Genomic DNA, 21,376 nt, shown 5'->3' with positions numbered 1-21,376 from the left:
GGCCGCGACGCCGGCAGGACGGCAATCGTTCAAAAATGGGTGAGGACTTGCCCCGCGGATAACTACTTGCGGAGAATGACCCAGAGGGCGTGAACGATACCGGGGAGCCATCCGAACAGTGTCAGGAGGATGTTTAGCCAGAAATGCAGGCCGAGACCGACCTGGAGGAAAACCCCGAGCGGCGGCAGAAGGAAGGCGAGCAGAATGCGAATGATGTCCAAGGTCGGCTCCGGATTGCTGTTGAGCGCCTGCACAACGCAATCGACGGACCGAGGTTCATGTGAAATTCGGATCCGGCTGCTCGTCTTCCATCCTTCTGATCATTCCCTCAGAATCCAGGGCATCGGCCCCGTATCGATAGAGCGCCAGCACATCCTCCCGGCGGCACAGCTCGCTCCCTTCCCGCATCACCGTTGCGGCACCGGCGGCGATGCCGAACCGGAATGCGTCTCGGACAGGGTAGTCATGGATCAGCGCCCACAGCATACCGCCGACGAAACTGTCGCCCGCGCCGACCGTCGAGCCAACCCTCACCTGGAAGGAGGGGAGCTTGAGATAACCGTCCGCATTGACCAGCACGGCGCCCTCGCGCGCCAGGGACAAGGCGACATGCTGGACCGAGCCTCGCGCGACAAGATCCTGGCATGCGAGGACGGCCTCCTCGGCGCCCAGGCTGCGCCCGACGATATCCTCCAGCTCGTCGAGGCTGGGCTTGATCAGGTAAAGCCCGCCGGCGTCCAGCGCTGCCGCAAGCGCGGGGCCGGACGCATCCAGGATGATCCTGGTATTCCTGCCCGCCAGTTGGCGCACCATCGAGGCGTAAGAATCCTGGGGCATCCCGCGGGGGATGCCTCCACTCAACACTACGTAGTCCCAGCGCCCACCATCCAGGAAACGATAGACCTGTTCGGATTCCGCGGGGGAAACGATCGGGCCTTCTGGAACGAAGCGGAATTCGTCCCCGGTCTTCAGGTCCTTCACCATGAATGCGATCCGGGTCATGCCGGCGATCTCGATGGTATGGAGCTTCACCTGGAGGCTTCTCGCCGCCTCCAGGAATATCTTGCCGCTCGCGCCGCCCTCCAGGACCAGGAGGTCGCAGGTATCCCCCATTTCGGCAAGAACCCGTGCAACGTTCACGCCCCCGCCGCCGATGCTCTGGCTCTGGTTGCGCGTCCTGATCTTCTTGGTCGGGACCACTCTCGCTGCCTCGTTGGCGATGTCGAGCGACGGATTGAGCGCCACGCAGAGGATTGAGGTCATTGTCCCGGAGCCTTTCGTCGGTTCAGTCCAGTCGACGTCCGTAGAGGGTCGTGCTGGCCTAGCCATTTAGAATGCCACATGCCCGTCGCCAAGATGCCTCGCCCGTTCCATCCGCCTCGATGCGGAACGAACCGCCTCTCGCTCCGTTCAATGGCCACCACGCTTCGAACTACCAGACGCCCCCGATCGGGCGGAGTAATCAAGGGAGGGCTGAATGATAATCCGGTCCGGACGCTGCCTTTGCGGCGACGTCGCCTACACCGTGAAGGGGCCGCCGCTCCGGGTCGGTCTCTGTCACTGCGCCGACTGCCGGAAGGAGAGCGGTTCCAGCTTTGTCACCTTCGCGATCTGGCCTGCACATGCTTTCGAAAGCTCCGGAGATATCGGTCTCTTCCATGGACGGGGCTTCTGCCGGGCTTGCGGCTCCCGGATGTTCAACCCGGGAGAGGAAGAGGTGGAAATTCGCGTCGGATCTCTCGACATGGCGCCTACCGACCTTGAACCGACCTACGAGCTTTGGATCAAGCGCCGCGAGAACTGGCTCCCGCCCGTCCAGGATACCGAACAGTTCCTTGAGGACCGCGAATGATCGCCGGTGCGTCGCGTGCCCGGGAGATCGCGGAGGAGGCTCATGCCGGCGAGATGAAGCGGACCGGGGAGCCGATGATCGATCATGTGCGCCGGGTTGCCGCTTCCGTCTTCGGCGAGGATGCGGTGACCGTGGCCTGGTTGCACGACCTGCCTGAAAACGCACCCGAATGGACGGTCAACCGATTGCGAAGCGAGGGCTTTGCGCCCGCGGTCCTTGCCGCCGTTGACGCCCTGACCAGGCAAGGCGGGGAATCGTACGAAGAACTGGTCATGAGAGCCGGCGCAAATCCATTGGCGAAGGCCGTCAAGCTGGCGGATCTCCGCGACAACCTGGCGGTTACGGAGCGCACCGGAGGCGATGGCGAGAAATATCGCATCGGGCTTCGGCTCCTCGAAGAGTGACGGCAGATGGGCCGGCAGCCGGCATCGCCGCCTTGTCTGCGGCCGAACGAGACGAAGGGATGGACGACATGGAACTGCAATCGCGTGTGGCACTGGTAACCGGTGCCGGATCGGGCATCGGCCGGGCATCGGCGGTGACGCTTGCCGCCCATGGAGCAAAGGTCGCCCTGCTCGGACATACGCGCCGGGATCTGGAAGTGGCGGCCGCTGAAATCACCGCGAGGGGTGGGGAGGCGATCGTGCTGGAGGCGGATGTCGCCGACGAGGCGCAGATGAACGAGGCGGTCTCCCGCATGATCGAGGCATTCGGCCGGGTGGACATCGTCGTCGCCAATGCCGGCATCAACGGGGTATGGGCGCCCATCGACACACTGAAGCCCGAGGAATGGGACCAGACGATCGCGGTGAACCTGCGCGGCACATATCTGACGCTTCACACGACCGTGCCGGTCATGAAGGCCCATGGCGGCGGATCGATCATCATCGTTTCCTCCATCAACGGCAATCGGACGTTTAGTTCGCCGGGGGCCACCGCCTATTCCGCCACCAAGGCGGCACAGGTGGCCATGACGAAGCAGCTGGCACTGGAACTCGGAAGGCACAAGATCCGGATCAACGCGGTCTGCCCGGGGAAGATCTCCACGGAGATCGACGACAACACCAGCATCCGCGATGCCGACGAGACGGCCGTTCCAGTCGAGTGGCCCGAAGGCGACATACCGTTGACGGAGGGCGCGCCCGGCGCCGCCATGGACGTCGCCGATGTGATCCTCTTCCTCGCATCGCACAGGGCCCGGCATGTGACGGGCGTGCCGATCTACGTCGATGGCGGCCAGGGTCTCCTGCGGTAAGTGCGGCGCGCCGCATTCTCGATGATTGCCAACCCCGGGCGGGAAACGTTTCTTGATCGGCCTTGCGTTCAAACGACGGGAACCGCTCCGCTCATCTTGCGTTGGCGATCGTGATCCCGATATCGGAGCCGCGCATGACCGAGCTTGCCGCCAGGCCGCAAAACCTACCGATCCCCGAGCGAAAATGGTGGCATGCCGCAACTGTCTACCAGATCTATCCGCGCAGTTTCTGCGACAGCAACGGAGACGGGGTCGGCGACCTTCCCGGCATCATCAGCCGCCTCGACTACCTGCAGTCCCTCGGCGTTACGGTCCTCTGGCTTTCGCCGATCTACAAGTCGCCGATGGACGACAATGGCTACGACATCGCTGACTATCAGGCTATCGCACCCGAATTCGGTACTCTTGCAGACTTTGACAGGCTCGTCGCGGAGGCGCGCCAGCGGGGCATCGGGATCCTCCTCGATCTCGTGGTCAACCACACGTCCGAGGAGCACCCATGGTTCATCGATGCGCGCAGTTCGCGGGAAAACCGACTGCGCGACTACTACATCTGGCGGCCACCGGCGCCGGACGGCGGTCCGCCCAACGACCTGACGTCTTCCTTTGGAGGTTCCGCATGGACACTCTGCCCGGAGACCGGCGAATACTACCTGCATCTGTTTTCGAAGAGACAGCCGGACCTCAACTGGAAGAACCCCGAGGTGAGGTCTGAAATCTACCGGATGATGAACTGGTGGCTGGATCGGGGCATTGCCGGCTTCCGGATGGACGTGATCGATCTCATCGGCAAGGATGTCGATGCGGGCATTACCGCCGACGGCCCGCACCTCCATGATTACCTTCAGGAAATGAACCGCGAGACGTTCGGGCAGCGGGACATTCTGACGGTCGGCGAGGCCTGGAGCGCGACGCCGGATTCTGCCCTGCTCTATTCGGGAAGGAACCGTCGCGAACTCTCCATGGTGTTCCAGTTCGAGCATGTGACCCAGAGCTGGGACGAAGTGATGGGAAAGTGGCGGCCGAAGCCGATAGACCTCGTCAAGCTGAAGGCGGTTTTCGGCAAATGGCAGCACGCGCTTTCGGAAGACGGATGGAACTCCCTGTTCTGGGGCAACCACGACCTGCCACGCGCCGTCTCGCGGTACGGCAATTCCACGGGCTACCACGTGGAATCGGCCAAGATGCTCGCCACCGTGCTGCATCTCATGAAGGGCACGCCGTTCATCTACCAGGGCGAAGAGATCGGCATGACCAATGCCGCCTTCGCCTCCATCGACCATTACAAGGATATCGAGACACTCAACCTGTATCGCCTGCATCTGGAGGCAGGGCTTCCCGCGGAAGACTTCATCCGCGGCGCAAACGAAAGCGCCCGTGACAACGCGCGCACGCCCATGCAGTGGAGCGCCGATCCCAATGGCGGGTTCACGACCGGCGCTCCCTGGATTGAGGTCAATCCGAACTATGCGACCCTGAATGCCGCGAGCCAGATATCCGACGATCGCTCCATCTGGGCGCACTACCGGGCCCTTACCCGTCTTCGCAAGCAGCATCCCGTGATTGTCTACGGGCGCTATCAGGCCTGGCTGGATCAGCATCCGGATGTGTTCGTCTATACGCGGACGCTGGAGGACGAGGAGCTTCTGGTCGTCGCGAGTTTCGCCCCGCGCGAGGTCGAGGTCACGCTCCCGGACGAATTGCGCCGGCGAGGTCGCTGCCTGATCAGCAACTATGCGCCGATGGAGGAAGTAGGGTCGACTATGAGCCTCCAACCGTACGAGGCCTTTGCGCTCCTGTCGTCCCGCCTCGCGCCTTAGCAGCCCGGAACGGCTCCGTTTGCTCCGGCATTGCGTCGGCAGTTTGAGGATGACAAGCGCCCTATTTCTTCCTAAGTCTGGTGGAGACGGGGGCGTCCGCTGAAGCGGGCTGAGAAGTACCCTTTGAACCTGAACCAGATCATGCTGGCGGAGGGAGTCGCGGGTGGAGATGCCCCTGCCTTGCCCTTGCTGGATGAAGAAAGGGCGATCTCATGACAGATTTTCCGTCCAGTTGCGGGACGATGCTGGAGGCGTTGCGCGCGACCAATCCCCTTGTCCAGTGCATTACAAACGACGTCGCGATGAATATAGCCGCGAACGTCCTACTCGCCGCCGGCGCGTCGCCGGCCATGGTCAGCGCCGAGGAAGAGGCTGCCGAGTTCGCCGGGATCGCGGCCGCCGTGACGATCAATATCGGCACCCTGCGGGCGGCGGGCGTGCCCGGGATGAAAGGTGCGGCCGGCGCGGCGAAGGCCATGGGAAAGCCCTGGATATTCGATCCGGTCGCCCACTATGCCACGAGTTTCCGACGCCGCGTGACAGGAGAGCTTCTGGAACTCGAACCGACGGTTATCCGCGGGAATGCCTCGGAAATCCTCGCCCTCGCGGGCTTCGAGAGCAGGGGTCAGGGCGCCGACAGCGGCGACAGCAGCATCGCGGCGGCATCCGCGGCAGTCGAGCTTGCTCGGCGGCACTCCTGCATCGTCGCCGTCACCGGCGAGAGCGACATGGTCACCGACGGCGATCGCCGGATTTGGATCGAGGGAGGCTCGGAAATCATGCCCAAGGTCACGGCGTTCGGCTGCGCCCTGACCTGCCTCACCGGAGCCTTCGCCGCCATCGCCCCGGACCGGCCGTTGGAAGCAACCGTCGCCGCCATGGCGCTTTTTGCGGTCTGCGGCGAGGATGCCGGCCATCCGGCGCAAGGACCCGGCTCTTTCCCGCCGCTGTTCCTCGATGCCCTCTCGGCCATTGGCCCGCTGAGGCTCCAGGCGGAAGCAAGGATACGCACGGAATGAAGAACTTTGATCTCTCGCTCTACGTCATTCTCGATCCTGACCTCTGCCGCGCCGTCGGCATGGCCGAGACCGCCCGACTCGCCGTCGAAGGCGGCGCAACCATGATTCAGCTCAGGGACAAGCACGCCGACCGCCGCGGCCTGGTCGCTGCCGGAAAATCGGTCCGGGCCGCAATGGCCGGATCGGGAGTGCCCCTGATGGTCAATGACGATGTGGAGGCGGCCCTGGAGATTGGCGCAGAAGGCGTGCACGTGGGGCAGTCGGACATGGCGACGGCGGCGGCGCGTGCTGCCATCGGAAACCGGCTGATCCTTGGCCTCTCGGTCGAGACAAAAGAACTGGCGCGCGGGGTCGATCCTTCCCTCGTCGATTATATCGGTGTCGGCCCGGTCTTCGCCACGGCCACCAAGCCCGACCACAAGCAGCCAATCGGCCCGGAGGGCCTTGCCGCTATCGTCGCGGCTTCTCCGGTTCCGGCGGTCGCGATCGGGGGGCTGAAAAAGGACCATGTCGCTTCGGTCTTGGCGGCAGGTGCGTCCGGCGTGGCGGTCGTCTCCGCAGTGTGCGGCACGCCCGACCCGCTCGGCGCCACCCGCGAACTGCTTGCGGAAATAAGGAGAGCGAGATCATGATCGCCAACATTCTCTCCATCGCCGGCTCCGACCCGTCCGGGGGCGCCGGAATACAGGCCGATCTCAAGACCTTCGCGGCACGCGACACCTACGGAATGGCGGCCGTGACGGCGCTGACTGCCCAGAACACGAAAGGCGTCTACGGGGTTCACGTCGTCCCTGCCGCATTCGTGGCCGATCAGGTCCGTACGGTTCTTGACGATATTCGGGTCGATGCCGTGAAGATCGGCATGATCGCCGATGCCGGGATCGCCGAAACGCTGGCGGACATCCTGTCCCGGCATCCGGATATCCCGATCGTCCTCGATCCGGTCATGATCGCCAAGGGCGGCGCCTCCCTTCTTGCGGACGAGGCGATTGCAGCGCTCAGGGACCGTCTCCTGCCGCTTGCGACCGTCCTCACCCCGAACCTTCCCGAGGCCGCCGCCCTTTTGGGAGAACCGGAGGCGCGGGACCGCAACGCGATGGTGGCGCAGGCCGAGGCGTTGAGAGCGTTCGGGGCGGGGGCCGTGCTGGTGAAGGGGGGGCATCTGCCGGGCGATGAAAGTCCTGACGTCCTTGCGGAGCATAGCGGACCGACATGGTTCGAGGGAAGCCGGGTGAGGACCAGCAACACCCATGGAACGGGATGCACGCTCTCGAGCGCGATTGCCGCGGAACTCGGAAAGGGCAATGCCGTCGCTGCGGCTGTCAGCACCGCCAAACGGTATCTCGCAACGGCAATCGCCCGATCGGGGGAACTCGATGTCGGATCGGGCCACGGCCCCGTGCATCATTTCCACAACACCGGTCGAACCGATCCCGTCGGATAGGGATCGGGCGGGCCGCGGTGCGCCATGTGACTAGCTTTCGTGCATCGTCCCGGTCGCCTGGGAACGGACGTGCCAGGAGAGCGCCTCCTCGAGGAGATGCGGCGTGTGCCCTCCCCTTGCGCAGGCGCGCTCGAAATAGCTCGTCAACGCGTCCCGGAAATCCGGGTGAGCGCAGGTCCGGATGATCTCCAGGGCCCGTTCGCGAGGGGCCAGTTCGCGCAGGTCCGCCAGTCCGTTTTCGGTGACGATGATGTCGACGTCATGCTCGTTGTGATCGACATGCGGCACCATCGGGACGATCGAAGACAGCTTGCCGCCCTTGGCCAGCGATTTGGTCACGAAGATCGACAGGTAGGCATTGCGCGCAAAATCGCCAGACCCGCCGATTCCGTTCATCATGTGCGTGCCGTTGACATGGGTCGAGTTCACGTTGCCGTAGATGTCGACCTCCAGTGCGGTATTGATGCCGATCACCCCCAGCCTGCGGATGACTTCCGGGTGATTGCTGATCTCCTGCGGCCGGAGTACCAGCCGCTCCTTGTACTTAGGGAGATCGGAGAAGACCCTGTCGGCGCAGGCGTCGGAAAGGGTGATCGACGACCCGGAGGCGAAGGCAAGCTTGCCGGCGTCGAAAAGGTCGAACGTGCTGTCCTGGAGGACTTCGCTGTACATGCGCAAATGATGGAACGGGCCGTCGGCAAGACCGCTCAGCACCGAGTTCGCGATGGTCCCGATGCCCGCCTGCAAGGGCTGCAGGGTAAGGTCAAGCCGCCCCTTTTGAACCTCGTGCTCGAACAGACGGATGAGGTGCGACGCGATGGCACTGGTATCGGCATCCTGCGGCTCGACGGTCGACGCGCTGTCCTTCACCTCGGTCACCACGATTGCGGCGATCTTGTCGGGATTGATCGGCACATAGGGGAAGCCGACGCGGCTGTCGCACGTCACGACCGGAATCGGCACCCGGGTCGGCCGCTTGCCGGGGAAGTAGATGTCATGCAGCCCCTCGAGCTCGAGGGGCTGGCTGAGATTGATCTCGACGATGATCTTCTTGGCAAGCACCGCGAAACTCGCGGAATTTCCGACCGAAGTCGAAGGAACGATATTTCCTTCCTCGGTAATCGCCGCGGCTTCAACGATCGCGTAGTCGATCGGGCCGAGCTGGTTCGAACGCAAGTGCTCGACCGTTTCCGAAAGGTGCTGGTCGATGAACATGACCTCCCCGCGGTTTATCGCGGCGCGGAGGGTGCGGTCGGCCTGGAACGGCATGCGGCGGGCAAGAACCTTCGCCTCCGTTAGCATCCTGTCGACATCGTGGCCGAGCGATGCGCCGGTGATCAGCGTGATCTTGAACGGGTCCGTGCGGGCACGTTCCGCCATTGCGACCGGCACCGCCTTGGCATCGCCCGCGCGCGTGAACCCGCTCATGCCGACGATCATTCCATCCCCTATCAGGGCTGCGGCTTCCTCGGCCGAAACGATCTTCTCAAACAGGGCAGGGCGACGAATACGGTCGGCGATCATCTTCTCATCCTTCGATTGCATCAGGCCATCTGATCAGGGGCCGGGCAGCCGTTCAGGCAGGCAAACGCTGCCTGCGTCGGCGCGCACAATATGCGAATGCAAACCTGCAAACATTGAGAAATGTCAAGTCCGTGTCAGCCGCCGCGCAGCCTCGCACCCGGGTCGGCCGCAGGGCATGTCACCGAAAGCCGGTCACACGAGGATGCGAACGGGAACGGCCTTGGACGCCGGCGTATGGGACCGTTTCTCGTGAAGAGAGAGCGGAACGAGCGGGTTCAGCTCCGGGTAGTAGCCGGCAACGCAACCGTCGGGGAGATCGAAAGGGAGCACGCTCAGGTCGCCCACCCTGCGCTCGATGCCGTCGTCCGTATCGGTCTTCAACGCGACCTTCTGCCCCTCGATCAGGCCAAGCCGCGCCATCTCGCGAAGGTTGATCAGCAGGACCTTTCGCGTTCCCTCTATGCCCCGCAGCCGGTCGCTGTAGCCGTAGATGGTGGTGTTGAACTGGTCGTTGCTGCGCAGCGTCATCAACCGGTAGCGGCCTTCCCGATCGTCGAAGCCGGTCGCGGCGAGCCCCTCTGGCACGGTGAGCTCCGCCTTCCCGCTTTCCGTCTTCCATATGCGCTCGCGGGCACTGTTGCCGCGATAGAAGCCGCCGGGGGTGAAGAGCCGCCGGTGGAAGTCATGGAACTGGTCCGGATAGGTATTTTCTATCAGGTCGCGGATCTTGGAATAGTCGCCCTGCCATTCATCCCACTTCACGCTGGGATTGGGAGAAAGGGTGGACTTGGCGAGGCCGGCGACGATGGCAATCTCGGAAAGCAGTTGCTCGCCTGCAGGTTTGTGCTTGCCGACGGAGCCGTGGATGCAACTCAGGCTGTCTTCCATGGTCACCGTCTGCGGTCCGCTCGCCTGCATGTCTTCCTCGCTTCGCCCAAGACACGGCAGGAGATAGGCGATCTCGCCGTTGACGAGGTGACTGCGGTTGAGCTTGGTGGCGATCTGGACGGTGAGCCGCATTCTGGTCCAGGCGGCTTCCATCACGCCATGATCCGGAATGGCGCGCACGAAATTGCCCCCAAGACCTATGAAGGCCCGCACGCGGCCTTCGACGATACCCTCGCAGGCGGCAACGGTATTCATGCCCTTGTCCCGGGGTGGCTCGAACCCGAACATCGAGGCAAGCCGGTCGAGGGGCACCAGTTCCGGCTTTTCCGAAATACCGACCGTACGCTGGCCCTGGACATTGGAGTGGCCACGGACCGGCGAGATGCCCGTTCCGTCCCGGCCGATGTTTCCCTTCAGCAGCAGGAAATTGACGAGCATGGCGATGCTCTCGAAACCGCCGACCTGCTGGGTCAGCCCCATGCCGTAGATGCCGATCACCCGTTCGGCTTCGACATAGACCTGGCCGGCCGCCTCCAGCGAAGCCCGGTCAAGGCCCGATTCGCGCTCGATCTCCTCCCACCCCGTTTCGCGGACCTTCCGTTCGAAGTCATCGAAACCATGGGTATGCTGGGCGACGAAGTCGCGGTCGATCACCGATCTCCCGTTGGCCCTGGCCTCGTCGTCGCGGGCGAAGACGTGCTTGCACATCCCCAGGATCGCGGCGATATCGCCGCCCGTCTTAACCTGGTGATATTGGGAAGAGATCCGCGTGGCATGGCCCGTCAGCATCTCGGTCGGGCTCTGCGGATTGATCATCGCCTCCAGCCCTTTCTCCCTCACCGGGTTGAAGGTGACGATGCGGCAGCCCCGCCTGACGGCCGCCTGCAGAGGATGGAGGAAACGGGGGCTGTTGGAACCGGTGTTCTGGCCGAAGAAAAACATCGCGTCGCATGATGAAAAATCACTGTAGACGGACGTGCCGACCGGCGACCCGATCACCTTCTTCAACGCGACCGACGTCGTCTCGTGACACATGTTCGAACTGTCGGGGAGGTTGTTGGTACCATAAAGCCGGGCAAAGAGCGCATAGAGATAGGATGTCTCGAGGCTGGCGCGACCCGACGCGTAGAAGATCACCGATTTGGGATCGAGAACCTTCAACTCGCTGCCGATCGCCGAAAACGCCTCCTCCCATGAACAGGGCACATAGCGATCCGTTGCGGGCTCGTATCGCATCGGATGTGTCAGCCGGCCCTGCTTTTCCAGGTCATGGTCCGACCAGTTTCGCAGTTCCGCAACCGTGTGCTGCTCGAAGAACTCCGGCGTGCATCGCTTCGGCGTCAGTTCCCAGAGGGTCGCCTTGGCGCCGTTCTCGCAGAACTCCAGGGGATGATGATCAGCCGGTTTCGTCCAGGCACAGGAGACGCACATGAACCCGCCGGGCTTGTTCTGCCGGCGTAGCGTATCGAGCACCGCGGGGGAGTTCAGTTCCTTTGCATAGATGCTGGCAATCCCGCGTACCGAACCCCACCCTCCGGCCGGACCATCGTAATGTACGGTCTCGTTCTTCGACATGGCATCCCCCGATCTACGGATAAAACAGGCCCGTCGACCATGCGTCGACAGGCTAGGATGAACCCCTCGAACAAGCCAAGGTTCCGCGCTTTGCGGGCTTGAGGCAGGCGCGGCGGTCAGACATGCGTGATCGATCCGGCTGAGCTTAAAGGGTCACCGGTTTACGGCAGACTCGGCCGTGGCTCCGTCAGGCCGGGGTGGTCGCCCGGCCGACTCCCAGATGCTGCGCCAGGACGTCGCTGTCGGCGAGCAGGTCCGCGCTCCTTCCCGAATAGACGATCGAGCCACGATCCAGGATCACCGCATCGTCGGTCAGCGGAAGGATCTTGCGGGCCTTCTGTTCGATGATGATGGCAGACATACCTTCGCCCTGGACGATCTGGCGAAGGGCGGCAAGAAGCTCGTCGACGATGATCGGCGCAAGGCCCTCGAGCGGCTCGTCGAGAAGAAGGAGACGGGGGTTGACCATGAGGGCGCGGGCCACGGCGAGCATCTGCTGCTCGCCGCCGGACAGCTGACTGCCGAGGTTCCGGCGCCGTTCTTCCAGGCGCGGGAACATGGAGAAGACACGCGGCAGCGTCCAGGGGCCGGAACGGGCGATGGCCGTCAGGTTCTCCTCGACCGTAAGGGACCTGAAGATATTTCGCTCCTGCGGCACCCAGCCCAGTCCGGCCGCCACCCGGCGATCCGCGCGAAGCTTGGTAATGTCGCGTCCGAGCAGCTTGATGCTTCCCGAATGATGGGTGGTCAGGCCTGCGATCGTATCGACCAGCGTCGTCTTGCCGGTACCGTTGCGTCCAAGAAGGGCGAGCGTCCTGCCCTCATCGATGGTCAGGCTGATCCCGGCCAGCACGCTCGCTTCGCCGTAGCCGGCGACAAGGCGGTCGATCACGAGCAGCGGCTGGTTCATGCATTCTCTCCGAGGTAGACCGCCTTCACGCGTGGGTCGCGCGACACCTCCGCGACCGATCCTTCGGCGAATATCGCTCCCGCAACGAGGACCGTGATCCGGCTCGCGAAGGAGAAGACGAGGTCCATGTCATGTTCGATCAGCAGAACGGTCACGTCCGCAGGCAGGTCGGAGACGATCGCCAGCACCTCGTGGCGCTCGTCCTCGGGAACCCCGGCGGCCGGTTCGTCGAGCAGCAGGACCTTCGGCCTAGATGCCAAGGCCAGCGCAATTTCGAGGAGCCGCTGCTTGCCGTAAGGAAGCGTGGCCGTGCGGTTTCCCATGACGCCGTCGAGACCGAAGCGCGCCAGCAGTTCGGCCGCTTCGTCCACCGCCCGCCTGTAGCTTGCGAGCGGCCGAAAAAGATTGCCGCCTACCCCGTCCCGCTCGCCGATCGCCAGCGCCACCGTCTCCAGCGGGGTATAGTCCAGGAACAGCTGGTTGATCTGGAAGGTGCGGGTCAGGCCCTTCTTCACCCGCCGATGGGCGGCGAGGTCGGTGATGTCCTCGCCGCCGAGGAGGACCTGCCCTGCGCTCGGCTTGAGGACCCCGGTGAGGAGGTTGATGAGCGTCGTCTTGCCGGCACCATTCGGACCGATCAGGGCGTGCCGGGCTCCCTGTTCCACCTGCAGGCTGACGTCATTGGTGACGACGAATGCTCCGAACCGGCATCTCAGCGCCTTGGTTTCCAGTGCAATGGTCATGGCTGCCCGCCTTTCCGACGCGTGAAGCGTTCCGGAAGGAAGCCGATCCAGTTCGAGAGCCGGTCGCGGCCGACGAGGACCAGGACGATGAGCAGCAGCCCGATCCAGAACATCCAGTATTGCGGTGTCACGACCGACAGCCAGTCCCGCAGGAGCGTGAAGACGATCGCTCCGAAAATGCCCCCATAGAGGTAGCCGGTACCGCCGATCACCAGGACGAGGAGGACGTCGGCCGAGCGATGGAATGCAAGGACGTCCGGCGAGACGAAGGACGTGGTCTGGGTCAGGAGAGCCCCGGCGAAACCCGCCATGATCGCGGCAATCGTGTAGGCGAGGATGATGCGGCGGCGGGCGGGAACGCCCACCATGGCCGCGCGGACCGGGTTTGCCTTGATTGCCTTCAGCGACAGGCCGAACGGCGAGAAGGCAAGTCGCCGTGCGATCATGGTCGAGATGAACAGCACGGTCAGGCAGTAGATGTAGCCGTTGCGCCCCCAGAGGTCGAACTCGAACATGCCGAGGATGGGCCCGGGGGTGAAACCGCTGAGCCCATCCGCCCCGCCCGTCAGCCAGCCGAGCTGGTTCGCGGCCTCGGCCAGCATCAGCGCGATGCCGAGCGTCGTCATCAATCGCGTAAGATCGGAACCGCGCAGGATAAGGAAGCTCGTGACATAGCCCAGCAGACCGCTCGCAAGCCCCGCGACAACCAGTCCGACGACCGGTTCCGCGTAGTAGTGCCGCGCAATCAGGCCTGCCACATAGGCCCCGACCCCGAAAAATGCCGTATGCCCCAGCGAGACGATCCCGGCAAATCCCAGGACGAGGTCCAGCGAAACGGCAAACAGCGCAAGTATGGCAATCTCGGTCAGGATGAGCATCTTCGAGGGCAGCACGAAGACGGCGACGACAGCCGCAACCCAGACGATCACTTCATAGAAGCGGATGCGGCTGCGCTGGCGCATCAGGGACTGGGCCTGTCCCGCATCCGCCACGGATTGCGGCACCGCCCTCGACTGCTCGTCCGCCACCACGGTCATCGCGCACCCCCTGGGGCGAACAGCCCGTTCGGCCTTACGATCAGCATGATGATCATCAGGCCGTAGATTACGAAGGGTCCGATCGCCGGAACATAATATTTGCCGGCGACGTCGGCGATCCCGAGCAGGATGGCGGCGAGAAACGGTCCGCTGACCGTCGACGTGCCGCCGACGGCGACGACGATAAGGAAATAGATCATGAACTTCAGGGGAAAATTCGGGTCGAGGCCGAGGATCTCCGCGCCCATGGCTCCACCGAGGCCGGCAAGGCCCGAGCCGAAGGCGAAGGTGAGCGCGAACACGGCCGAAACGTTGATGCCGAGGCCCATGGCCACCCGGCGGTCATCGACGGCGGCGCGAAGCCGGCTGCCGAAGCGGGTCCGCGACAGGATGAGCTGGAGCACAATGGCCAGGATCGCGCAGATGACGATGGTGAAGAGACGGTAGCGGCCGATGCCGATGCCGAGGATTTCGGTCCGCCCGGAGAGTTCCGGCGGCAGCTGTATCAGCTGCTGCTGTCCTCCCATGATGTAGTCGGCGGCCGCCACGGCCATGAAGACCAGCCCGACCGAAAAGAGAACCTGGTCGAGATGGCTCGCTGTATACAGGCGCCTATAGAGCGCCCGCTCCAGGATCGCTCCCAGAGCGGCACTGACGAGAAATGCGGCCGGAATGCACCAGTAGAACGACAGGCCGTACCTGTTCATCATCACGACGGTCACATAGCCGCCGGTCATGGCGAAGGCGCCATGGGCGAGATTGATGAAATTCATCAGTCCGAGCGTGATCGTCAGTCCGCAAGCAAGGATGAACAGGAGCATGCCATAGGCGATGCCGTCGAACAGTATGGTCAGCATTGGCCCTCACGCGATTGGAGGAGCCGGCTTGCCGGCCCCTCGCAGTGGCTCACTGTGCCGAGTTCGGATCGCGGATCTTCTCGTACTTGGTGAACTCCACGTTATAGAGTTCACCGTCCACATCCTTCACCTCGCGGATGTAGATGTCCTGGACGATGTCGCGCGTCTGCGGATCGATCATGATCGTTCCGCGCGGGCTGGTCCATTCGGCACCCTTCATCGCCTCGATGAGTTTGCCGCCGTCCGTGTCGCCGCCCGTCTTTTCGAGCGCCATGTAGGCCAGTTGCATCGCGTCATAGCCGCCGACCGACATGAAGTTCGGGCGCATGTTATTGTTCGACTTGCGGACTTCCTGCACGAAAGCCTTGTTTTCCTGGCTGTCGTGGTTGGCGGAATAGAAATGCCCCGTGATGACGCCCTTGGCCGCTTCGCCGATCCCGTTCAGGAGGTCGTCATCCGTGACGTCGCCGGTTGCGATCAGCTTGATGCCCGCATCCGAAAGACCGCGCTCGACGAACTGCTTCATGAAGAGGGAGCCGACGCCGGACGGAACGAAGACGAAGACGGCATCCGGCTTGGCGTCCCGGACGCGCTGCAGGAAGGGCGCGAAATCGGGATTCTGGAGCGGCACCCGGACGGACTCGACGATCTCGCCACCTTCCTTCTTGTACTGGTCCACAAAGCCCTTCTCGATGTCATGGCCCGGCCCGTAGTCGGTAACGAGCGTAACCACGCGCTTCAAACCGTTTTCGACCGCCCAGGTCGCGACCGGCAGTGCGGACTGCGGCCCGCCCATGCTGGTCCGCACGAAGTAGTCCGACTGCTTCATGATCGCCGAGGTCGTTGCGGACGTTATGATCGCCGGAACCTTCGCCTGGTTGAGAACGGGGGCGACGGACATGGCGAGCGGCGTGAGGCCGAAGCCCATCAGCATGCTGACGCCATCGTTCACCACCAGTTCCTGCGCAATCCGTCGCGTCTGGTCGGCGGTCCCGGCATCATCGCGCAGGACGACCTCGACCTTCTTGCCGCCGGCCGTGTCGCCGTTGATCGCCATGAAGGCCTTGACGCCGGCTTCCACCTGGCGTCCCGTCGAGGCGAAGGGGCCGGTCATCGGCAGGATAAGCCCGACCTTGACGACTTCCTGGGCATAGGCCGGCAGCACCGCCATGGCGCCGAGGGCAACCCCGGCCGCGGCAACGAATGTTCTTCTTGTAAGCATGTCTTTTCCTCCTCCAATATCATGCGCAAGCCTAGCGGGCTGCTGCAGCCATTCCCTGTCCTCATCACCCCCATGTGCACTCCTCCTGCGCATGGCGATGCATCTTGCCTTTGCCGAAACCCTTCCCCGCCTGACAGCACTCGGCTGCGGGCATAATGTATACATTGGGTAGCTTGGTTTCTCGGTGCCTGACACTTACCCACCGTCCTCGCGTTCCCTCCGATATCGGGTCAGCGGTTGACGGTCCGTCATCTCCGATATCGCCTGACCTCCTCTCCAGCGTCTATCGTGAATACCGGAGCGTAATTTGTGTATACAGCTGATGTCAACAAGAAGCCGCGCCTCTCGTTCTTCATCTAGAGATACCGGAAAGCTATGGATGTGCAGTCCGACGTTTTGTCAGCCTTGAGGCGCGTAAAGGTCCGAATAGGCCTCTCGCAGCAGGTTCTTCTGGACCTTGCCCATGGTGTTGCGCGGCAGCTCGTCCACGAAGATGACACGCTTCGGCTGTTTGTATCGCGCCAGCCGGTCGCCGAGGCGATCGAGAATGTCCCGCTCGCTAATTTTGGCATCGGGCTTCCGGACCACCACGGCCGTGACCCCTTCGCCGAAGTCCCCATGGGCCACGCCGATGACGGCACTCTCGAGCACGCCTTCCAGCTGGTCGATCTCCGCCTCGACCTCCTTCGGATAGATGTTGTATCCCCCGGAGATCACGAGGTCCTTGCCGCGACCGACGATGTGGACATAGCCGTCTTCGTCGATCCTGCCGAGGTCGCCGGTGAGGAAGAAGCCGTCCTCGCGGAATTCGGCGGCCGTCTTTTCCGGCATCCGCCAATAGCCCTTGAACACGTTCGGCCCCCTCACCTCGATCATTCCGGTCTGGCCGGAGGGCAGCGTCTTTCCCGTCTCCGGACCGGTGACCCGCAGTTCGACGCCGGGAAGCGGAAACCCCACCGTCCCGGCGACCCGTTCGCCGTCGTAAGGGTTGGAGGTGTTCATGTTCGTCTCGGTCATGCCGTAGCGCTCGAGGATCCTGTGGCCGGTCCGCTCGGCAAAGCTCCGATGGGTCTCGGCAAGAAGCGGAGCCGAACCGGAAACGAAGAGGCGCATCCCCGCCGTCGCCTCACGTGTCAGGCCCTCGTGTTGCAGCAGGCGAACGTAGAACGTGGGCACGCCCATCATCACCGTGGCTTTTGGCATGCGCCGCAGTATCTCGTTGGGATCGAAGCGCGGCAGGAAGTCCATGGAAGCCCCCGACAGGAGCACCACGTTCGATGCGACGAAGAGGCCGTGGGTATGGAAGATGGGAAGCGCGTGGATCAGACGGTCGGAGGACGTGAAGCGCCAGTACTGGCGAAGGGTCAGGGCATTGGACAGGAGGTTTTCATGGGTCAGCATGGCGCCCTTTGAACGCCCCGTCGTTCCGGACGTGTAGAGGATGGCGGCAAGGTCGTCGGGTCCTCGGTCGACGTCCACGAATGCACTGCTTTCCGAACTGGCCCGGTCCGTCAGCGAGCCCTCGCCCCTGTCGTCCAGCGTTTCGACCAGCGCGCCATGCGCTCGTGCAACCCTCTGCGTTCCCTCCCGCACGCGCGGATCGCACACGACGAGCCGCGGCTCCGCATCACCGACGAAATAGTCGATCTCCGCGAGCGTATAGGCGGTGTTGAGCGGCAGGTAGATTGCGCCTGCGCGAAGGCAGGCCAGATAGAGCATCAGGGCCTGCGGGCTCTTCTCGACCTGGGCCGCCACTCGGTCCCCGGGACGCACGCCGAGCGTGTCGAGGGCGGACGCGAGGCGGCCGGACTGATCGAGCATGTCCCGATAGGTCCAGATCCGCCCGTCCGGGGCCTCGATAAAGGTGTCGTCCGGCCTGGCGGCGGATCGGATGGCGTCGAAGAGGTGATTTGTCATGGCGAAGTCTCCGTCGGAACCCGGCGCTGGTCGTCATTCTGGTTGGGGTCGGGGACGGGCGGCGGCACCGCCACAAGGCTGCGAGGTCCGCGATCCGGAGGGATCATCCGGCGTATGGCGGGCGTCGTGGCGACCTCTCCTCTCGCGGCGAATGCCTCGTGATTGGTCTCGATTTCGTCGAGCTTGTAGAGATAGTTCACCATCAGGCCGCGGGCCTGGCGCATGGCACGCGGCGACCGGTCCGCGAGATAGTTGATGCGCTCCAGCCGCGCACCATTGCCGAGATGGAAACGGGCGACGGGATCGATCACCCTTCCCTTGGAATCGCGGGCTCTCAGGAAGTACCAGGCGGCAGCGGCGGTAAGCGACGCCTCCAGGACCTCCGCGCCCTGCCCCTGCCCTTCCCATCCCGGCTCCTCGAGTTGGCGAAGGATCTTCCGGGCGGGTTCAGGAAGGGCATCGGACGCCTCGTTGCGAAGTTCGCGTGCGAGCCAGTCCGAAAAGCCCGGGACGGGCGAGAGCGTGACGAAGTTCTGGAGCTTCGGATGATCCCGCCTTAGGTCCTCCACGACCTGCTTGATTAGGAAGTTGCCGAAGGACACGCCCCGAAGACCCTCCTGACAGTTGGAGATGGAGTAGAAGACGGCGGTCGTCGCTTCGGCAAGGGGAAGAACCGTCCGGTCTTCGCGCAGCAGCGTATCGATGCTGGAGGGCACTTCGCGGGTCAGCGCGACCTCCACGAAGATCAACGGATCGTCGGCCAGTTGCGGATGGAAGAAGGCGAAGCACCGCCGGTCTTCGGGCTCGAGCCGGCGCCGCAGTTCATCCCAGCCCCCGATATCATGGACCGCCTCGTAGCGGATGATCTTTTCCAGGATGTTGGCGGGGGTCGACCAGTCGATCGGCCTGAGGAGAAGGAAGCCCCGGTTGAACCAGGAGCCGAACAGATGGGAGAAATCCGCGTCGACCGCCGCGAGTTCCGGCGCCTCTCGCCTAAGCTCGAGGAGAGCTTCCCGCATCTTCACGAGGGTCCTTATCCCGTCGGGGGCAAGGTTCAGTCGGCGGATCAATTCCTGCCGGCGGGGCTCCGCTGCAAGGTGGAGCTCCAGGAGGGCCTCTGGACCCTGGTCGGTCCGGTAGAGGCCGATGGCGCGCTCCAGCCGCTCAAGGTCCGGACCGAATCGTTGCAGGAGCATCATCATGAACGTCCGCTGCTGCTCACGGGAAAATTCCTGCCAGCGGCCAAGGATGCTCTGCGCCAGCGCCATGCCGGACGCTTCGCCCCGGCTGGAGAGCAGCGTCTCGCAAAGCGCCGTTGCGGCGGCGACGGCATCCTCGTCGTCCCGGGGTGCAAGCGACAGGAAGCGTCGTCCGCGATCGGCGATCGCCTGCAGCATGTCCGCGAACTGGAATGTCCGGCTCATTCCACCACTCCAAGCATCTGGTTCGGCAGCCAGGTAGCGATATCGGGAAAGATGCACAGGATGATGATCGCGAGGAACATGACGAGCACATAGGGAAGCGAACCCCAGAGGATATCCCTCGTCGGGATCGTCGGAGCGATTGCATTGATGACGAACAGGTTCAGCCCGATGGGAGGCGTTATGAGCCCCACCTCCATGTTGATCGTCAGGACGATCGCGAACCAGTAGGGGTCGAAGCCGGCCTGGGTGACGATCGGAAACAGCATGGGCGCCGTCATGACGATGACTGCCACCGGCGGCAGGAACATGCCGCATACGAGCAGGAAGACGTTGATGATCAGCATCAGCACCCAGCGGTTGACATCCATGTCGGCGATAACCGCAGCGATGGTCTGGGTGATGAAGAGCGAGGAGAGCGCAAAGGCGAAGAGTTCGGCGGCCGCCATGATCATCATGATCATCACGCTCTCGCGCATGGCTGAGGCGAAGATGCCGCCGACGGCACGCAACCGGAAGAGCCGGTAGGCGATGATCACGACGAGCAGCGTAAGAAGCGCGCCGGCCCCGGCGGCTTCCGACGGTGTCGCTATGCCGCCGTAGAGCACGTAGAGCGTCCCTGCGATGATCAGCAGGAACGGCAGGATGCGCGGCATGGTCGCCAGCCGCTCCTTCATGGAATAGCGGACCGAGCGGGTCGCGAGTTCGTAGCCCTTCCGTTTGCAGTCGATGACCGCCCAGGCCATGAACATCGCGGTCAGCATGATGCCGGGGATCACGCCCGCCATGAACAGGCGGCCGATCGAGGTTTCCGTGGCAATGCCGTAGACGATGAGGGTGACGGATGGCGGAATGAGGATTCCGAGCGTTCCGCCGGCCGCGATCGAGCCCGTCGCCACCGAATTCGGATATCCCCGGCGCAGCATTTCGGGGATGCCCATCTTGCCGATCGCGGCGCAGGTCGCCGGCGAGGAGCCGGTCATGCCGGAGAATATCGCGCAGGAACCGATATTGGAGAGCACGAGGCCGCCCGGAATCCGGTTCAGCCACCGGTCCAGCGAGGTGTAAAGATCCGACCCGGCCGGCGAGGACGCAACGGCGGCCCCCATCAGCACGAACATCGGGATCGACACATAGGCGAGATTGGCGATCCCGGAGAACATCGTGTCCCCGAGAATGTAGAAGATGTCCATGCCATCCTGCAGGAAGAGCGCCACGAATGCGGCAAGGCCCAGCGCGAACGCGATCGGCATGCCGGTCGCAAGGAGGATGAACAGCAGGGCGATGATGAGGAAGCCTGCTCCGGCGGCGCTCATGGAAGCTGTCCCTTCTCGTTGGCTCCGACCACGGTGGCCGGAAGGGGAAGTTCGGGATTGGGGAGGCTGTCCGCCTCGTCGGCAGGCTGCTCGCCCAGCCCCAGCAGGACCAGGATATTGGCGGTGTATTGCAGGCACAGCAGGAAGAAGCCGGCCGGAAGAGCCGCCAGCGGGATCCATAGCGGTGGCGCCCAGACGCTGGAGTGCTTCCAGTTTCCGGACCAGGCCTCCTCGAACTGGACCCAGGTCGCGGCCAGCATCACGATGCAGAAGCCGAGGCCGAGAAACGCCCCGAGGATACGAAGCCGCGTCCGGTTTTCCTGGCCGAGCAGCAATTCGACGACATCGACGCCGACATGGCCGCCCTTGAGAAGCACGTAGGGGGCCCCGAGGAAGATCGCCGCGGTCGCCGCGAAGACCACGAAATCCGTCTGCCAGATGGTCGGCATGCGAAAGGCGTATCGCATCAGGATCATCTGGCAGACGACCAGCATGGCGAGAATCAGAAGGGCTGTCGCGATGACCGCGGACAGGCGGGACAGCCTTCCCGCCCAACGGATAAAGGAGTTCAGCATC

The 21,376-nt window shown here is 63.6% G+C and carries 19 protein-coding genes, 1 pseudogene and 1 riboswitch; of the genes and pseudogenes, 7 read left to right on the top strand and 13 right to left on the bottom strand.

Annotation, left to right across the window (positions count from 1 at the left end; translation table 11 throughout):
* Nucleotides 1–62 precede the first annotated feature (62 nt).
* Both ACWGPT_RS15590 and ACWGPT_RS15585 read right to left on the bottom strand, forming a co-directional pair.
* On the bottom strand, nucleotides 63–221 hold the full coding sequence (locus ACWGPT_RS15590; RefSeq protein ID WP_452606531.1) for a YqaE/Pmp3 family membrane protein: 159 nt from the start codon (nucleotides 219–221) through the stop codon (nucleotides 63–65).
* 55 nt (nucleotides 222–276) lie between these two features.
* Nucleotides 277–1,263, bottom strand: coding sequence for a 1-phosphofructokinase family hexose kinase (locus tag ACWGPT_RS15585; RefSeq protein ID WP_452606530.1), 987 nt, complete (start codon nucleotides 1,261–1,263; stop codon nucleotides 277–279).
* A gap of 214 nt (nucleotides 1,264–1,477) precedes the next feature.
* Between ACWGPT_RS15585 and ACWGPT_RS15580 the strand changes: the two genes are divergently transcribed.
* The 7 genes from ACWGPT_RS15580 to thiD all read left to right on the top strand — a co-directional run bounded on the left by ACWGPT_RS15580 (nucleotide 1,478) and on the right by thiD (nucleotide 7,390).
* A complete protein-coding gene (locus ACWGPT_RS15580; protein ID WP_452606529.1) occupies nucleotides 1,478–1,852 on the top strand; it encodes a GFA family protein in 375 nt (124 codons plus the stop codon).
* Nucleotides 1,849–2,256 carry an HD domain-containing protein gene (locus ACWGPT_RS15575; RefSeq protein ID WP_452606528.1) on the top strand — a complete coding sequence of 136 codons (408 nt, stop codon included), beginning with the start codon at nucleotides 1,849–1,851 and terminating at the stop codon, nucleotides 2,254–2,256. Before ACWGPT_RS15580 ends, ACWGPT_RS15575 begins: the two co-directional genes overlap by 4 nt.
* 68 nt (nucleotides 2,257–2,324) lie before the next feature.
* The gene (locus ACWGPT_RS15570) at nucleotides 2,325–3,107 is read left to right on the top strand and encodes an SDR family oxidoreductase (protein ID WP_452606527.1); all 783 of its coding nucleotides are present in this window, start codon (nucleotides 2,325–2,327) and stop codon (nucleotides 3,105–3,107) included.
* 134 nt (nucleotides 3,108–3,241) lie between these two features.
* Nucleotides 3,242–4,927, top strand: coding sequence for a glycoside hydrolase family 13 protein (locus ACWGPT_RS15565; RefSeq protein ID WP_452606526.1), 1,686 nt, complete (start codon nucleotides 3,242–3,244; stop codon nucleotides 4,925–4,927).
* Between the two features lie 78 nt (nucleotides 4,928–5,005).
* Nucleotides 5,006–5,100, top strand: a riboswitch (TPP riboswitch).
* 39 nt (nucleotides 5,101–5,139) lie between these two features.
* The gene (thiM, locus tag ACWGPT_RS15560) at nucleotides 5,140–5,946 is read left to right on the top strand and encodes a hydroxyethylthiazole kinase (protein WP_452606525.1); all 807 of its coding nucleotides are present in this window, start codon (nucleotides 5,140–5,142) and stop codon (nucleotides 5,944–5,946) included.
* A complete protein-coding gene (gene thiE / locus ACWGPT_RS15555) occupies nucleotides 5,943–6,578 on the top strand; it encodes a thiamine phosphate synthase (RefSeq protein ID WP_452606524.1) in 636 nt (211 codons plus the stop codon). The genes thiM and thiE overlap by 4 nt, the downstream gene beginning before the upstream one ends.
* The gene (thiD, locus tag ACWGPT_RS15550) at nucleotides 6,575–7,390 is read left to right on the top strand and encodes a bifunctional hydroxymethylpyrimidine kinase/phosphomethylpyrimidine kinase (protein ID WP_452606523.1); all 816 of its coding nucleotides are present in this window, start codon (nucleotides 6,575–6,577) and stop codon (nucleotides 7,388–7,390) included. The genes thiE and thiD overlap by 4 nt, the downstream gene beginning before the upstream one ends.
* Before the next feature lie 30 nt (nucleotides 7,391–7,420).
* On the opposite strand, the gene ACWGPT_RS15545 is transcribed toward thiD, so the two are convergent.
* The 11 genes and pseudogenes from ACWGPT_RS15545 to ACWGPT_RS15495 form a co-directional block, all read right to left on the bottom strand.
* Nucleotides 7,421–8,914, bottom strand: a complete 1,494-nt coding sequence (locus ACWGPT_RS15545) for an acetyl-CoA hydrolase/transferase family protein (protein WP_452606602.1) — start codon at nucleotides 8,912–8,914, stop codon at nucleotides 7,421–7,423.
* 192 nt (nucleotides 8,915–9,106) lie between these two features.
* Nucleotides 9,107–11,377, bottom strand: coding sequence for an FdhF/YdeP family oxidoreductase (locus tag ACWGPT_RS15540; protein WP_452606522.1), 2,271 nt, complete (start codon nucleotides 11,375–11,377; stop codon nucleotides 9,107–9,109).
* A 187-nt stretch (nucleotides 11,378–11,564) separates the two neighbouring features.
* Nucleotides 11,565–12,287: an ABC transporter ATP-binding protein gene (locus ACWGPT_RS15535; RefSeq protein ID WP_452606521.1), complete on the bottom strand. Its 723-nt coding sequence runs from the start codon at nucleotides 12,285–12,287 to the stop codon at nucleotides 11,565–11,567.
* Nucleotides 12,284–13,030: an ABC transporter ATP-binding protein gene (locus ACWGPT_RS15530; protein ID WP_452606520.1), complete on the bottom strand. Its 747-nt coding sequence runs from the start codon at nucleotides 13,028–13,030 to the stop codon at nucleotides 12,284–12,286. The genes ACWGPT_RS15535 and ACWGPT_RS15530 overlap by 4 nt, the downstream gene beginning before the upstream one ends.
* Nucleotides 13,027–13,992 carry a branched-chain amino acid ABC transporter permease gene (locus tag ACWGPT_RS15525; protein WP_452606601.1) on the bottom strand — a complete coding sequence of 322 codons (966 nt, stop codon included), beginning with the start codon at nucleotides 13,990–13,992 and terminating at the stop codon, nucleotides 13,027–13,029. Before ACWGPT_RS15525 ends, ACWGPT_RS15530 begins: the two co-directional genes overlap by 4 nt.
* Nucleotides 13,993–14,063: 71 nt before the next feature.
* Complete coding sequence (locus tag ACWGPT_RS15520) at nucleotides 14,064–14,924, bottom strand: branched-chain amino acid ABC transporter permease (protein ID WP_452606519.1); 861 nt, start codon at nucleotides 14,922–14,924, stop codon at nucleotides 14,064–14,066.
* Nucleotides 14,925–14,973: 49 nt separating this feature from the next.
* Nucleotides 14,974–16,146 (bottom strand): ABC transporter substrate-binding protein, encoded by a 1,173-nt coding sequence (locus tag ACWGPT_RS15515; RefSeq protein ID WP_452606518.1) that lies wholly within the window; start codon nucleotides 16,144–16,146, stop codon nucleotides 14,974–14,976.
* Between the two features lie 399 nt (nucleotides 16,147–16,545).
* A complete protein-coding gene (locus ACWGPT_RS15510; RefSeq protein ID WP_452606600.1) occupies nucleotides 16,546–18,063 on the bottom strand; it encodes a malonate--CoA ligase in 1,518 nt (505 codons plus the stop codon).
* Nucleotides 18,055–19,487: pseudogene (locus tag ACWGPT_RS15505) on the bottom strand (malonyl-CoA decarboxylase); the annotation flags it as partial. The gene ACWGPT_RS15510 and the pseudogene ACWGPT_RS15505, both read right to left, overlap by 9 nt.
* Nucleotides 19,484–20,800, bottom strand: coding sequence for a TRAP transporter large permease (locus ACWGPT_RS15500; protein WP_452606517.1), 1,317 nt, complete (start codon nucleotides 20,798–20,800; stop codon nucleotides 19,484–19,486). The pseudogene ACWGPT_RS15505 and the gene ACWGPT_RS15500, both read right to left, overlap by 4 nt.
* Nucleotides 20,797–21,375: a TRAP transporter small permease subunit gene (locus ACWGPT_RS15495; protein WP_452606516.1), complete on the bottom strand. Its 579-nt coding sequence runs from the start codon at nucleotides 21,373–21,375 to the stop codon at nucleotides 20,797–20,799. The genes ACWGPT_RS15500 and ACWGPT_RS15495 overlap by 4 nt, the downstream gene beginning before the upstream one ends.
* Nucleotide 21,376: the final 1 nt, after the last annotated feature.

It is taken from the genome of Pseudorhizobium sp. NPDC055634, assembly GCF_053618655.1.
This window is presented reverse-complemented; position numbering and strand designations above follow the sequence as displayed.

Coding starts and splice junctions, on each gene's coding strand:
- ACWGPT_RS15585 (WP_452606530.1), bottom strand. CDS start 1,263: ATGACCTCAATCCTCTGCGTGGCGCTCAATCCGTCGCTCGACATCGCC.
- ACWGPT_RS15580 (WP_452606529.1), top strand. CDS start 1,478: ATGATAATCCGGTCCGGACGCTGCCTTTGCGGCGACGTCGCCTACACC.
- ACWGPT_RS15575 (WP_452606528.1), top strand. CDS start 1,849: ATGATCGCCGGTGCGTCGCGTGCCCGGGAGATCGCGGAGGAGGCTCAT.
- ACWGPT_RS15570 (WP_452606527.1), top strand. CDS start 2,325: ATGGAACTGCAATCGCGTGTGGCACTGGTAACCGGTGCCGGATCGGGC.
- ACWGPT_RS15565 (WP_452606526.1), top strand. CDS start 3,242: ATGACCGAGCTTGCCGCCAGGCCGCAAAACCTACCGATCCCCGAGCGA.
- thiM (WP_452606525.1), top strand. CDS start 5,140: ATGACAGATTTTCCGTCCAGTTGCGGGACGATGCTGGAGGCGTTGCGC.
- thiE (WP_452606524.1), top strand. CDS start 5,943: ATGAAGAACTTTGATCTCTCGCTCTACGTCATTCTCGATCCTGACCTC.
- thiD (WP_452606523.1), top strand. CDS start 6,575: ATGATCGCCAACATTCTCTCCATCGCCGGCTCCGACCCGTCCGGGGGC.
- ACWGPT_RS15545 (WP_452606602.1), bottom strand. CDS start 8,914: ATGATCGCCGACCGTATTCGTCGCCCTGCCCTGTTTGAGAAGATCGTT.
- ACWGPT_RS15540 (WP_452606522.1), bottom strand. CDS start 11,377: ATGTCGAAGAACGAGACCGTACATTACGATGGTCCGGCCGGAGGGTGG.
- ACWGPT_RS15535 (WP_452606521.1), bottom strand. CDS start 12,287: ATGAACCAGCCGCTGCTCGTGATCGACCGCCTTGTCGCCGGCTACGGC.
- ACWGPT_RS15530 (WP_452606520.1), bottom strand. CDS start 13,030: ATGACCATTGCACTGGAAACCAAGGCGCTGAGATGCCGGTTCGGAGCA.
- ACWGPT_RS15525 (WP_452606601.1), bottom strand. CDS start 13,992: ATGCGCCAGCGCAGCCGCATCCGCTTCTATGAAGTGATCGTCTGGGTT.
- ACWGPT_RS15520 (WP_452606519.1), bottom strand. CDS start 14,924: ATGCTGACCATACTGTTCGACGGCATCGCCTATGGCATGCTCCTGTTC.
- ACWGPT_RS15515 (WP_452606518.1), bottom strand. CDS start 16,146: ATGCTTACAAGAAGAACATTCGTTGCCGCGGCCGGGGTTGCCCTCGGC.
- ACWGPT_RS15510 (WP_452606600.1), bottom strand. CDS start 18,063: ATGACAAATCACCTCTTCGACGCCATCCGATCCGCCGCCAGGCCGGAC.
- ACWGPT_RS15500 (WP_452606517.1), bottom strand. CDS start 20,800: ATGAGCGCCGCCGGAGCAGGCTTCCTCATCATCGCCCTGCTGTTCATC.
- ACWGPT_RS15495 (WP_452606516.1), bottom strand. CDS start 21,375: ATGCTGAACTCCTTTATCCGTTGGGCGGGAAGGCTGTCCCGCCTGTCC.